We start from the raw sequence: 12,417 nt of genomic DNA, 5'->3' as shown, positions 1-12,417 counted from the left end.
CCCTCGCACCGACGCGGCGTGGACGGGCGGGCGACGCGCGGGGCCGCCCCGCGAGACGGCCCCGGTCCTCCGCGCGCCTACCGGAAGCAGTCCACGACCAGCGGAAGGTCCGCCAGCCACGCGCGCAGCAGTGACGCCCTGCGGGCCTTCACCACCTGCCGGTGGGCCGTGCCGTCGTGGAGCCGGACGGTCACCGCCAGGTGCTTCTGCGGTTCCGCCGTGTGCTCGATCGAACTGATCTGGCCCCAGGCGAACTGGAGATGCCGCACGTCCGAGTCGAGGATGACGCCGTCGGTGTCGATCAGGACCGCACCGCTGGCGTCCGTCGCCGTGAAGACGATGTCGCCGGCCACCGGGCCGGTGGCCGGAGGCGACCCGGGGTACGGGGGCGCGGCGGCCGTCGGTGCCTGATGGAGGGGGACCGCGTCCACCGGCGGCAGCACGGCGGCCGTGGGGGTGTACGGGGCGGGCATCGGGGCGAACATGTCCAACAGGGCCGCCGGCGTGGGCCGGCCGGCCGGGTCCTTGGCCAGGCAGGCGGCGAGCGCGGGCCACAGGCTCCGGGGCGCCGCGGACAGATCGGCGGGCTCGTGCACCGCGCGGTACATCAGGCCCATCGGGGTACCCCCGCCGAAGGCGCTGCCGCCCGCCGCCGCGACGAGCACGGCCCCGAGCGCGAACACGTCGGCCGCACCGCTGACCGCCTCGCCCATGGCCTGCTCGGGTGCCAGGAACCCCGGGGTCCCGAAGGCCACTCCGGTGGAGGTCAGCCGGGTCGACTCCATGGCCCGCGCGATGCCGAAGTCCAGCACCCGGGGGCCGTCGGCGGCCATGATGATGTTGCCGGGCTTGAGGTCGCGGTGGACCAGACCACAGCTGTGGATCGCTGCCAGTGCCTCGGCGAGCGCCGCCCCCAGCTGCCGCAGCGGCTCCTCGCCCATCGGCCCCCCCCAGAGGTGAGGAGGGCGGCCAGGGTGGGCCCCGGGGTGTATGCCGTGGCGAGCCAGGGGGACGCGGCCTCGGGGTCCGCGTCCACGACCGGTGCCGTGTGGAAGCCGCCCACCCGGCGGGCGGCCGCGACCTCCGCGCGGAAGCGCTCCCGGAAGTGCGGGTCGGCCGCCAGCTCGGGCCGGGCCACCTTCACGGCCACCGGACGCCCGCCGCGCGAGCGGCCCAGATAGACGGTGCCCATGCCGCCGGCGCCCAACTCCCGCTCCACGGCGTACACACCAATGCGCTCCGGCACACCCACCCGTCCACCCCGTACGTCATGCGCCGCCTGTGGCCCCGCCCTGTGCTGGTCGGCACCAGTATGACCGGGCGCGTGGGCGAAGGGGGCGCGAGGCCCGTCTGGGGGAGCGCCGTGCGAGGAGACGGGCCGCTGCCCCGACGGTCAGACGGGCGGGGCCTGCTGACCGCCCGTCAGTGCGCGGCGCATGCCGGCCAGGCCGTAGGCGAAGGCACGGTCGATGTCGCCCCCCAGCCGGAAGGCGCCGTTGAGTTCCATGCCGATGAAGCCGGTGAGCCAGGCAGTCAGCAGCCGGGCGGCATCGAGCGCCTCGCGCTCGCCCACGAGTTCCCCGGAGGCCCGGAGCACCGGGGCCGCCGCGCGGGCGAGGGCCTCGGGCGGTGCGTACGGGGAGTTGATCAGCCGGAACCCCTCCGGGCGGGTCTCGGCGAACCGCCGGTAGCAGCGCGCCAGCTCCTCGAGCGAGCCGTCGGTCGACTCCAGGAGGGCGATGAGGTCGTCGAGGGTGGCCACGGCCACCGCGGTGAGCAGGGCCGCCCGGTTGCTGACGTGCTTGTACAGCGACGGCGCCCGCACGCCCACCCGCTCGGCGACTCTCTGCATCGTCAGCCCCTGCCGGCCGCCCGCCTCCAGCAGATCGCGGCCTGCGGCGACGATGCGGGTGAGCGAGGTCTTCTCCGGGGTCGGCATGGTGCGCCCTCCCATCTGATGGCTATTGACTGTAGCCATCATAGCTAAGTATCGTAGCTATCGATATCCCCCCGCTCCGACCGGGAGAGGTCCCATGAGACTCGCACCCCAGCTGCACCGCCTCGGCAACGACGTGGTGGCCTGCTACCTCATCGACACGCCCGAGGGCATCACGCTCGTCGACGCGGGTCTGCCCGGACACTGGCGCGACCTCCAGCGGGAGCTGCGCGCGCTGGGCAAGTCCGCCGACGACATCCGCGGCCTCGTCCTGACGCACGGCGACTCGGACCACATCGGCTTCGCCGACCGGCTGCGCCGCGAGCACGGTGTGCCGGTGTTCGTGCACGCCGCCGACGCCGACCGCGCCCGCACGGGGGAGAAGCCCAAGACCCCGGTCGGCCCCCTGCGTCCGGGACCGGCCCTGAAGTTCTTCGGGTACGGCCTCCGCAAGAACGGGCTGCGCACGCACTACGTCGGCGAAGTGGTCGAGATCGCCGACGGAGACGTTCTGGACCTGCCCGGAAGCCCGGTGATCGTGGGCATGCCCGGCCACTCCCCGGGCAGCGTGGCGGTCCATGTCCCGCTCGCCGACGCGGTCTTCGTCGGGGACGCCCTCACCACCCGCCATGTCCTCACGGGACGCACGGGCCCGCAGCCCGCCCCCTTCACGGACGACCCGGCCGAAGCGCTCGCCTCCCTCGACCGGATCGCCCCGCTGGCGGCCTCCTGGGTCCTTCCGGGCCACGGCGCCCCCTGGCGCACCTCGCCGTCCGAGGTGGGCGAGGCGGTCAGGAAGGGCTGAGCCCGCAAGCCGGCCCCGACGTTCAGGGCATCCGGACGAGCATGCCGTCCATGGTCAGCGCCACGAGCCGGTCCGCCTGCTCGGGATTCATGTGCTCGCGCGTCCAGGCGGCGGCGTTCATCAGGGCGAAGATGTCCGCGCCGGTCACATCCCGCCGCAGCGTACCGGCCGTACGCGCGTTGGCGACCAGCCGGTCGCCGATGTCGGTCATGCGGACACAGGAGGCATGGAGCTCGGACTCCTGGTCGTCCAGCCCGTCCGCCAGTACGGCGGCCAGCCCCTGGTACGCGGCGGCGTGCTCGACCACCGCACGCACCCACCGCACGAGCGCCTGCGTGGGGGAGGAGTCGGCCAGCAGCGCCTCCCCGTTCTCGAAGAGGGCCTGGTTGCGGGCGCGCAGCAGCGCGCCGATGAGGGCGCGGCGGTTGGGGAAATGCCCGTACAGCGTGCCGATGGCGACGCCGGCCCGGCGGGCGACGGCCTCCAGGGGTGCGCCCGTGCCGTCCTGCCGGAAGACCTCGTCCGCCTCGGCCAGCAGACGGTCCCTGTTGCGCCGGGCGTCGGCGCGCGGTCTGCGGCGCGGTGGCTCGGTCATCGTCCGTCGCTTCCTTCGTGTCCCGGCCAGTTCGGTGCCGGCGCTTTCCGAGGAGGCCTCAGGTTAACCTCCCGCGAAAGCCATTGGCGCGTACGGTGCCTGACCCGCGACGATGGCGCGTATGCCCGACACACCCGCGCGCTGGACCCGGGCCACCGTCTACCCCGACATGTGGACCGACCCGGCCGACGACCCCCGCGACCGGGAGGGGCCCCCTTCCGAGGGCGAACTCGCCACGCTGCAGGACTTCCTGAAGAGCTATCGGCTCACCCTGCGGATGAAGTGCGAGGGACTCTCCCCCGAACAGCTGGCCCGCCGCGCCGTACCGCCGTCGACCCTGTCCCTGCTCGGCCTGCTCCGGCACCTGGCCGAGGTGGAACGGGACTGGCGCAACTGGATCACCGACGACGAGCCGCTGCCGAAGCTCTACGGCGGGCGCGACGCGGACTTCGACGGGGCCGTCGGCGAGCAGTCCGCGGTCGACGGCGCCTACGACGACCTGGAGCGCGAACAGAACGAGACCGACACGGCCCTGGCCCGGCACCGCGATCTCGGCGAGCGCCTGGGCAAGGACAGGACATCGGTCCGCGAGCTGATGGTGCACCGCATCGAGGAGTACGCCCGCCACTGCGGCCAGGCGGACCTGCTGCGCGAGTGCATCGACGGACGGGTGGGGCAGTAGGGGACGAAGGCGCGGTCAGCCGTGCGTGCGTCCACGGCTGACCGCCCTGCGCAGGTCCCTACAACTCCTCGCCGAACGCCTCCGCCAGCGCGCGCCACTCGGGCAGCGGCAGGCCCGCGCTGCCCTCGGTGGCCGTTACCACCTGGAGGGCGACGTGGTCGGCGCCCGCGTCGAAGTACTGGTGGGTCCGGGCCTTGACCTGTTCGGCGTCGCCCAGGGCGAAGAGGGCGTCCAGGAGGCGGATGCTGCCGCCGGAGTCGAGGTCGTCCTGCGTGAAGCCCAGGCGCAGCAGGTTGTCCGTGTAGTTGGGCAGTTCGAGGTAGCGCGCCAGCATGGCCCGGGCCGTCGTGCGGGCGCGGTCCAGGTCGGGGTCGAGGACCACGGAGAGCTCCGGGGCCAGCAGCGCGTCGGGGCCGAGGGCCTCGCGGGCCTCCGCCGTGTGGGCGGCGGTGACGAGGTAGGGGTGGGCGCCGCGTGCCCGGGCGGTCGCGAGCTTCAGCATCTTCGGGCCGAGCGCCGCGAGCACACGGTGGCTGGGGGCCACGGGCGCGGGCGCGGCGTCCAGCGCGTCGAGGTAGGCCACCATCGCGCTGTACGGCTTCGCGTACTGGGGCACCATCGGGCCGTGGCTGACCCCGAGGCCGAGGACGAACCGCTTGCGGGCGCTCGCGTCGAGCGCCGCGATCCGGGCCGCGACCTCGTCCGCCGGGTGGTCCCAGATGCTCAGGATGCCCGTGGCGACGGTGAGGGTGCGGGTGGCGGCCACGACAGCCGTGGCGTCCTCGGGCGACGGGCTGCCGCCCAGCCAGAGCGTGCCGAATCCCAGCGCCTCCAGCTCGGCGACCGCCTCCGTGATCGCCCGCTTCCCGGCGTCGTCCGCCCGTGACAGGTGCAGGGCACCGCTCCAGATGCCGATCCGTCCGAACGTCTCGCGCGTCTCATCAGAAGTCATGCTGTGATCAACAGCGACCGGCGGCCGCTATTCCCGGGACTTGTTCGCGAGGTCGGCGAGAAACTGCGGCACCCGGCCGGCCCCGAAGTCGTAGAACCGCGCCCATCGCGGCTCGACCGCGATGCGCGCCATCCGGTCGTACATGGCCCGGCAGTTCCGCTCGAACTCGGCGGCGTACTCGGCGTCGAAGTTCTTCCGCGCGGCCGCGAGGTATTCCGGGACCACCCCGTCGACCAGGGTGAGGTGCACGACGCCGCGCACCGAAAGCGTCCTGGCCGAGCCGGGGCTGTCGCCGGCGTCGATGGTCAGGGCCACGTCGGGGCGGGCGGACAGCGCCCTGACCTTGGGTGCCGTGGCCGCGGTGGACATGATGATCTCGGCGCCGGTCCAGAAGATCCCGATGGGGACGACGCGCGGCCGCCCGTCGAGTCCGTTGTACGCCAGCCGGGCCATGGTCGCGCTGCTCAGCAGTTCGCCGGCGTCGGCCAGCTCCTGTGCGATCTCTTCGGGGTCCATGACGTGTCGTCCTCCACTGTCGCGCGGCCACCATTGGCCGCTCTGTCCCTGGGACGCAGACGCGGCCGCGTTCTCGACATCCGAGGCTCACGGTAGTCACGCCGCTCGCCGGCTTCCCGTATCCCCGCCGTGTCGCCTCGACCCGTCACCCACCCTGCCCGGCGCCTTCCCGTACCGGCCCACCACCGAAAACCTCATCGCGCCGGTGTCCCGGCACGCGCTATCGTCGAGGGCATGAACGTCACGGGCTCACACACCACCGCGACCGCGCGAGCGACCAGCTCGCCGGTTGCCGCCGCCTGACGTCACTTCCCCCGGCGACCGGAAACGGTCCGTCGGCAGTGCTGTGGGTGTTCCCGCCCCGGCCGGGTGACTGAACGGTTCCGTTCTCCGGTGCCTCCCCCGCAGTACGCGAAGGAGTCATCCCATGAAGACAGAACAGCTGGTCAGCACATTCGTCGAATTCTTCGAGGAGCGCGGCCACCGCCGGATCACCGGTTCGACGCTGCTGCCCCCGCCCGGCGACCCCGTCCTGTTCACCACCTCCGGCATGCACCCGCTCACTCCGTACCTGGAGGGGCGGCCCCATCCGCTGGGCTCACGGCTGGTGAACGTGCAGAGGTGTCTGCGCACCACGGATCTGGAGGAGGTCGGGGACCCCACACATCTGACGGTCTTCGAGATGCTCGGCAGCTGGTCGCTGGGCGACTACGAGGGTCCGGTCAGCCTCGACTGGGGATACCGGCTGCTGACGGAGGGGCTCGGCGTCGACCCGCGTCTGCTGCACACCACCGTCTTCGCCGGCGACAGCCGGATCGGGCCGGACACCAGGTCCCTGGAGACCTGGCACGGCCTGGGCGTGCCCGTGGAGACCACCGTCGAGGACAACTGGTGGTCCAACGGGCCCGTCGGACCGTGCGGTCCCGACTCGGAGATCTTCCTGTGGAGCGGTGAGGGCCCGCCGGAGTCGACCCCCACCCGCGACGACCGCTGGGTGGAGGTGTGGAACCACGTGACGATGACCCACCGCCGCCTCGACGACGGCTCCCTCGTGCCGCTGCCGCAGCGCAACGTCGACACCGGGCTCGGTCTGGAACGGCTGGCCTCGCTGCTCCAGGGCAGGAACTCCGTGTTCGAGAGCGACATCTTCGACCCCTGGCGCCGCCTCGTACCCACGCTGTGGCCGTTGGAGGAGTCCTCGCTGCGGGTGGTCTGCGACCATCTGCGGTCGTCCGTCGTGGTGCTCGGTGACGGTGTGCGTCCGTCCAACACCGGGCGGGGATACGTGCTGCGACGCCTGGTGCGACGCGTGCTGACCGTGCTGTGGCGGGACGATCCCTCGCGCGGGATCGGCGACCTGCCGGTGGAGCTGATCCGGCACACACGGGACCACTTCCGGCAGGACCTGGGCCCCGAGGAGGTGCTGCGCCTCCTGGTGGAGGAGGAGGGCAGGTTCCGCCGGATCCTGGAGCGCGGGCGGCAGGTGCTCGCCCGGCCGAGGTTCCGGGGCCGGCTGACCGAGGAGGACTTCCACTACCTCCACGACACCCATGGGCTGCCCCGCGAACTGATCACGGTGCTGTCCGAGGAGTGAGGGCGGCCACCGGCCGTCGGAACGCCCGGCCGCACGACATGCGGCCGGGCGTCCCGACGGTCTCCGGGCGCGCCCGGCGACGTGGCTCAGACCAGCTCGGGCTGGGGCTCGCGTTGCCGGACCCGCGCGGGTTTCGGGTCCCAGAGTTCGGTGGTCCGCTGGTAGCCGCGGATCACCGAGACCATCGCCAGCAGGAGCAACGGACCGGACAGCCACGGGTGTTCGGCCATCTGGACCGGCAGATAGCGGTACGCGAGCAGGAGGGCGGCGAAGACGGTCGTACCGTAGGCGACCAGCCGGACGCCCGCGCGGTCCCAGCCGCGGTCGAGCGCACGCATCGCCGCCTCGATGGTGAGCGCGAACACCACTCCGGCGATGATGTCCACCCCGTAGTGGTAGCCGAACCCGAGCGTGGCGCCGAGCGTGGCGAGCAGCCAGAACGTGCCCGCCCAGCGCAGGACCCTCGGGGCCCTGCGCGAGTGCACGAAGATGATGGTCGCCCACGCCGTGTGGAGGCTGGGCATGCAGTTGCGCGGGGTGATCGTGTCGAACGGGACCGGATGCGGCACGCTGACCGGCAGCGTGGTGTCCGGCCACAGCTGGGCCGCCGCCCAGGGCCCGCCGTCGGGGCCGAAGGCGAAGACCGGGCCGACCACCGGGAAGATCATGTAGATGGCCGGTCCCAGCAGGCCGATGACCAGGAACGTACGGACGAGATGGTGGCCCGGGAAGCGCCGCTCGACCGCGACATGGCGCAGTTGGTAGAGCGCGACGACGGCTGCGGCCACCGCGAGTTGGACGTAGACCCAGTCCAGGACGTGGGCGCCGGCCGGGCCCGTGGCCTCGATGATCCGGCCCGCCAGCCAGGCCGGGTTCCCCAGGGCGTGATCGGCGGTCGCCACGTACGGGTCGAGCACCGTGGGGTGGGTCTTCGCGGTGATCAGCAGCCAGGTGTCACCGGTCTTGCGGCCGGCCACCAGCAGCAGGCCGAGGCCCACGCCCTTCAGGAGCAGTACCCGCTCGGCGCCGGTGCGGCGGGTGACGGCGATCACCGCGCAGCCCAGGATGACCCACAACGCGCCGTTGCCGAAGTGATGTCCGTCGCTCACCTCCGCGTCCGCCGTCCATCGCACCAGCAGGATGACGAGGTCGATGCCGATCGCGGCGGCGACCGCGACGAACCGCTGCCGCCAGGTCAGCACCACCATCATCAACGCCATGCTGGCGTACAGCAGCGGCCCGGACCTGGGCGCGAAGATCACCTCGCGCGCCTGGTAGGTGAGCGGACCGGGCTCGCCGTAGTGGCGCGCGACGATCTCCAGGGCGACGAGGAAGCCGAGACCCACCACAGCCACCGAGGCCCACAGGATCATCCGTGGTCGACGCCGGGCGGCGACAGGCGTGAGTCTTCGGCTTATTCGCTTTATTCGCTCAAAAAACCGCGATGCTATGGATATCAAGTGTGTGGCCGATGCGTGAGATGCGGGCTGGGTGGGTGAGCAGGTGGCTCCGGGGGCGGCCGGAATGAACGTCCGGTGAAGAACGGGCGATGAAGCGGTCGTGAGTCGAACATGTTAACGGAGGGGGCTGCCGGGGTCCGCTGGTCAGGGGCGGTGCCCGGACCCGTCGCGACCGGCAGGACGTATACAAGAGCCCGGGCCGTCAACGGACGGCCCGGGCAGACGTGTTCGTCGGGGGTTCGTCGGGGGTTTACCGGGCGGTGCCGACGCTCCGCGCCCACTCCTCGACGGTGAGGGTCTCCCCGCGCCGGTTGAGCAGGCCGTTCACGAGGGTGTGGTGCAGGGCCGGGTCGGGGTCGGCGCAGGCGTCCGTCAGGACGGTGAACCGGTAGTCGAGGTCGGCGGCCTGCAATGCGGTGGACAGGACGACGCCACCGGTGGAGATACCGGCCAGGACGAGGTGGTCCACCTCCTGGGCGGCCAGGATCTGCTGGAGGTTGTTCCCCGCGAAAGCGCTGACCCTGTTCTTGTGGACGACGATCTCGCCCTCCGCCGGAGCGACATCGGGGTGGATGACGGCACCGGGGTCGTCGGCCGTGAAGAGGTGCGGAGGCAGGGCGCCGAAGATCTTGTTGCGCGGATGGGCGTCGACATGGCCCGGACGCAGCCGCAGTGCCACATGAACGACCAGGACGCCCGCGGCGCGCGCCGTGTCGAGCGCGTGCACGGCGCGCGGCAGGTAGTCGTCCGGCAGATGGGCGAGGTGGTGGGGCTGGAGGTCCATGGCGAGGAGGGCGGTGCGGGGCATGGTGTGCGTCTTCCGTTCGAGGTGTGCCGGGGTGGGGCGGTTTCGGGGGATGTCCTGGTGGCTCAGCGCGCTCGGGGAGTGTCCGACCCGGTGTCCGCGTCCGCGTCCGATTCCGTGTCCGTGGCGGCGCTGTCGTCCGTCACGCGGCCGAGCGTGCGGTCGAAGACGTTCAGAAGGAGGTAGAGCACGCCCGCGCCGAGCATGATCCACGCGAGATGATGCATACCGCCGGTGTCCGCGCGCTGCCCGAAGGAGGCGGCCGTCGTGGAGGAGGCGACCATCGAACCGACGTAGGCGAACGTCCGCAGCAGGCCGGCCGAGGAAGCGGTGCGCTCGGGATCGGTCTGGAAGTACACGGAGTTCTGCAGGGCCAGGTTGTTCAGGCCCTGCGGGATCCCGAAGATCAGGGCGACCAGCACCAGCATCCACACGGGGCTGGCCCCGGTGAGCATGAGCATCACCAGGCAGGCCGCGATCTGCCCGAGCGCGCCGACGACCAGCTTGCCGCGCACCCCGGCCCGCCGCCCGGTGACGACGGAGACCCCGATGGCCACCAGGAACATGGGGATCTGCACGAGCCCGGCGTGGAAGGGGGAGAGCCCGAACCCCTCCTCGGTCCACTGGCTGAACCCGTAGAGGAAGGAGTAGGCGACGACGTACGCGACCAGGGCGCGCCCGTAGGTGACCAGCAGGGGAGTGTTGCCGCCGAGCACCCGCAGGTCGATGAAGGGGACGGGTGCCCGCAGCTCCCGTACGACGAACGCGGCGCTCGCGGCGGCGGCGATCGCCAGGAGGTACCAGTCGCGCAGATGCAGATTCATCAGGAACAGCAGCAGTGAGACGAGCATCGCGGCGAACAGGGCCATACCCGGGAGGTCGAGCTGGGCGGTGAGACGTCCGCGCTGCGGGGACTCGCCCGTACCGGCCTCCTTGGGGAGCCGGAGCATACCCAGCAGGACGGCCACGACGGCCAGTGGCACATTCAGCGCGAAGGTCGCCCGCCATCCGCCCGCGGCGATCAGCAGCCCTCCCAGCAGGGGCCCGATGACGGCGATGGTCTGATTGGCGACGGCCAGGGCCGTCAGCACGCCGGCGGGGCTGTCCCGCCCCGTGCGCTTCGCCTCGCTGCGCACCAGGGCCATCGCCGCCGGATACCCGGCGCACGTGCCGAACCCGAGCAGCACCCGCGAGCCGATCAGCACGCCCAGATTCGGTGCCAGGGTGCCGATGACACCGGCGACCCCGACCAGGCTCGTGCTGAGGAGGAAGAGCCTGCGCGGCCCGAATATGTCGATGAGCCGGCCCACCACGGGCTGTCCGAGCGCGGTGGCCAGATAGAGGGCCGAGACCAGCCAGGCCGTCTGCGAGGGCGGTGCGCCCAGCGCGTTGCCGATGGGTATGAGGGTCACGGCGATGATCGTCGAGTTGATCGGGTTCAGGACCGAACCCAGCATCATCGGCGGCAGCAGCCGCCGGTCGAAGCCCGCCGTCGCCGCGGCGCCCCGCCCGTCCGTCTTCCGGTCAGCCATGGGTGAGCCGCTCCAGCACCGTCATGGCGGCGAGCACGGCCTGCCGCTCCTCTTCCGTGCACCGGTTCTGCAGCTCGCCCGCGAGCCACTCCTGCCGTGCCTGCCGGCCCTCCTCCACCCGCCGGTGCCCCTCCGGGGTCAGCGCGATCAGCAGCCGCCGCCCGTCGTCCGGGTCGGGGTGCCGCTCCACCAGCCCGAGGGCGGCGAGCGAGGCGACCGTCGCGGTCATCGACTGATGGCGCACCCCCTCGGCCGCGGCGAGGTCGCTGGCCGTGACGCCCTGACTGCCGGACAGCCGGGTCAGGACGGACTCCTGTCCGAAGGTGATGTCCTCGGCCTCGGCGGCGTTCAGGATGCGGCGCCGCAGGCGGCCGATGACCGTACGGACCTCTCGCGAGGCCTGTACGGCGGAGGGGGACAGGTGGGGGCTCTCATTCATGTATCCCACACTAGAACGTACAGCCTCAGTTGTACAGTTTGGACTGTATAAATCCGGGGCGCGGGGAAGCGGCCGTACGGCGGGTGCCTGTGGCTAGGACTCGGTGCCGCCCCGGAACGTGCGCCGGTAGGTGTCCGGCGGTACGCCGACCGCCCGGCTGAAGTGGCGGCGCAGGGTCGTCGCGGTCCCCATGCCGGTGCGCGCGGCGATGCGTTCGACGGCGGTGTCGGTGGTCTCCAGGAGTTCCTGGGCCCGCCGGATGCGCTGGGTGTGCAGCCAGCGCAGCGGGGTCAGGCCCGCGCTCCGGTGGAAGTGCCGGGTCAGGTTGCGGGTGCTCATCCCGGCCCGGTCGGCGAGGTCCTGCACGGTCAGCGGCTCGTGCAGCCGGTCGAGCGCCCACTGCTGGAGGTCGGCGATCCCGTCACCGCCCTGCCGCGGCACGGGCGCCGCGATGAACTGAGCCTGGCCGCCGGCCCGGTGGGGCGGCACCACCAGCGTGCGGGCCAGCGCGTTGGCCACGGCGGTGCCGTGGTCGAGGCGCACCAGATGGAGGCACAGGTCGAGGGCGGCGGCCTTCCCGGCGGCGGTCAGGATCCGGTCGTCGTCGGTGTAGAGGACGTCCGCGTCGACGTGCACCCGCGGGTAGCGTGCGGCGAGCCGGTCGGCGTGCGCCCAGTGCGTGGTGGCGCGCCGGCCGTCCAGGAGCCCTGCGGCGGCGAGGACGAACGCCCCGGTGCACAGCGACGCGATGCGCGCGCCCCGCCCGTGCGCCTCGCGCAGGGCGTCCAGCAGCTCGGCGGGCGGGTCCGCCTCGATGTCCTCGCAGGACGGGACGATCACCGTGCCGGCGCGGGCCAGGACGTCGAGCCCGTGCGAGGTGTCGACCGTCAGCCAGCCGCCGAGCCGCACCCCGCGCGGCCCGCACACGGCGAAGTCGTACCAGGGGCCGGCGAACCCCGACCGGTCCGTGCCGAAGACCTCGCCCGCGATGCTCGCCTCGAAGAGCATCGCCCCCTCGTACACCGGCATCGCCACCAGAGTCATGTCCGAAAGTGTACGCATGCCGTCGGCAGGGACACTCGTGGCGGCGGTGCGCACCGC

General features: G+C 72.4%; 13 protein-coding genes. 3 read left to right on the top strand and 10 right to left on the bottom strand.

The genetic code is table 11. The features are described from left to right. Nucleotides 1-77: 77 nt before the first annotated feature. Both RLT58_RS00940 and RLT58_RS00935 read right to left on the bottom strand, forming a co-directional pair. Nucleotides 78-941: a protein kinase domain-containing protein gene (locus tag RLT58_RS00940; RefSeq protein WP_311308413.1), complete on the bottom strand. Its 864-nt coding sequence runs from the start codon at nt 939-941 to the stop codon at nt 78-80. Nucleotides 942-1,393: 452 nt separating this feature from the next. Beyond that, complete coding sequence (locus RLT58_RS00935; protein ID WP_311308412.1) at nt 1,394-1,939, bottom strand: TetR/AcrR family transcriptional regulator; 546 nt, start codon at nt 1,937-1,939, stop codon at nt 1,394-1,396. A gap of 94 nt (nt 1,940-2,033) precedes the next feature. Between RLT58_RS00935 and RLT58_RS00930 the strand changes: the two genes are divergently transcribed. After that, on the top strand, nt 2,034-2,741 hold the full coding sequence (locus RLT58_RS00930) for an MBL fold metallo-hydrolase (protein ID WP_311308411.1): 708 nt from the start codon (nt 2,034-2,036) through the stop codon (nt 2,739-2,741). Between the two features lie 22 nt (nt 2,742-2,763). Here RLT58_RS00930 and RLT58_RS00925 read toward each other — a convergent pair whose 3' ends face one another. Beyond that, on the bottom strand, nt 2,764-3,336 hold the full coding sequence (locus tag RLT58_RS00925) for a TetR/AcrR family transcriptional regulator (protein ID WP_311308410.1): 573 nt from the start codon (nt 3,334-3,336) through the stop codon (nt 2,764-2,766). Between the two features lie 121 nt (nt 3,337-3,457). Between RLT58_RS00925 and RLT58_RS00920 the strand changes: the two genes are divergently transcribed. After that, on the top strand, nt 3,458-4,018 hold the full coding sequence (locus RLT58_RS00920; protein ID WP_311308409.1) for a mycothiol transferase: 561 nt from the start codon (nt 3,458-3,460) through the stop codon (nt 4,016-4,018). A gap of 58 nt (nt 4,019-4,076) precedes the next feature. Here RLT58_RS00920 and RLT58_RS00915 read toward each other — a convergent pair whose 3' ends face one another. Next, entirely contained in the window at nt 4,077-4,970 is an 894-nt protein-coding gene (locus RLT58_RS00915; protein ID WP_311308408.1) for an LLM class F420-dependent oxidoreductase, read from the bottom strand. 27 nt (nt 4,971-4,997) lie between these two features. Next, nucleotides 4,998-5,486 carry a pyridoxamine 5'-phosphate oxidase family protein gene (locus RLT58_RS00910; RefSeq protein WP_311308407.1) on the bottom strand — a complete coding sequence of 163 codons (489 nt, stop codon included), beginning with the start codon at nt 5,484-5,486 and terminating at the stop codon, nt 4,998-5,000. 427 nt (nt 5,487-5,913) lie between these two features. Here RLT58_RS00910 and RLT58_RS00905 point away from each other — a divergent pair, with 427 nt between their 5' ends. After that, nucleotides 5,914-7,080 carry an alanine--tRNA ligase-related protein gene (locus RLT58_RS00905; RefSeq protein WP_311308406.1) on the top strand — a complete coding sequence of 389 codons (1,167 nt, stop codon included), beginning with the start codon at nt 5,914-5,916 and terminating at the stop codon, nt 7,078-7,080. A gap of 86 nt (nt 7,081-7,166) precedes the next feature. Here RLT58_RS00905 and RLT58_RS00900 read toward each other — a convergent pair whose 3' ends face one another. From RLT58_RS00900 to RLT58_RS00880, 5 genes are all read right to left on the bottom strand, one after another. Further along, nucleotides 7,167-8,453 carry a phosphatase PAP2 family protein gene (locus RLT58_RS00900; protein WP_311308405.1) on the bottom strand — a complete coding sequence of 429 codons (1,287 nt, stop codon included), beginning with the start codon at nt 8,451-8,453 and terminating at the stop codon, nt 7,167-7,169. A gap of 337 nt (nt 8,454-8,790) precedes the next feature. Then, nucleotides 8,791-9,348 carry a cysteine hydrolase family protein gene (locus RLT58_RS00895; RefSeq protein ID WP_311308404.1) on the bottom strand — a complete coding sequence of 186 codons (558 nt, stop codon included), beginning with the start codon at nt 9,346-9,348 and terminating at the stop codon, nt 8,791-8,793. A 62-nt stretch (nt 9,349-9,410) separates the two neighbouring features. Next, nucleotides 9,411-10,877, bottom strand: coding sequence for an MFS transporter (locus RLT58_RS00890; protein WP_399130671.1), 1,467 nt, complete (start codon nt 10,875-10,877; stop codon nt 9,411-9,413). Continuing rightward, on the bottom strand, nt 10,870-11,316 hold the full coding sequence (locus RLT58_RS00885; protein WP_311308403.1) for a MarR family winged helix-turn-helix transcriptional regulator: 447 nt from the start codon (nt 11,314-11,316) through the stop codon (nt 10,870-10,872). The genes RLT58_RS00890 and RLT58_RS00885 overlap by 8 nt, the downstream gene beginning before the upstream one ends. A gap of 93 nt (nt 11,317-11,409) precedes the next feature. Then, nucleotides 11,410-12,360: a helix-turn-helix domain-containing protein gene (locus tag RLT58_RS00880; protein ID WP_311308402.1), complete on the bottom strand. Its 951-nt coding sequence runs from the start codon at nt 12,358-12,360 to the stop codon at nt 11,410-11,412. Nucleotides 12,361-12,417 lie beyond the last annotated feature (57 nt).

The sequence above is a fragment of the Streptomyces sp. ITFR-16 genome, assembly GCF_031844705.1.
In the GTDB taxonomy this organism is placed as follows: Bacteria; Actinomycetota; Actinomycetes; order Streptomycetales; family Streptomycetaceae; genus Streptomyces.
The sequence above is the reverse complement of the archived record's forward strand: the minus strand, read 5'-3'. Positions and strand labels throughout refer to the sequence as shown.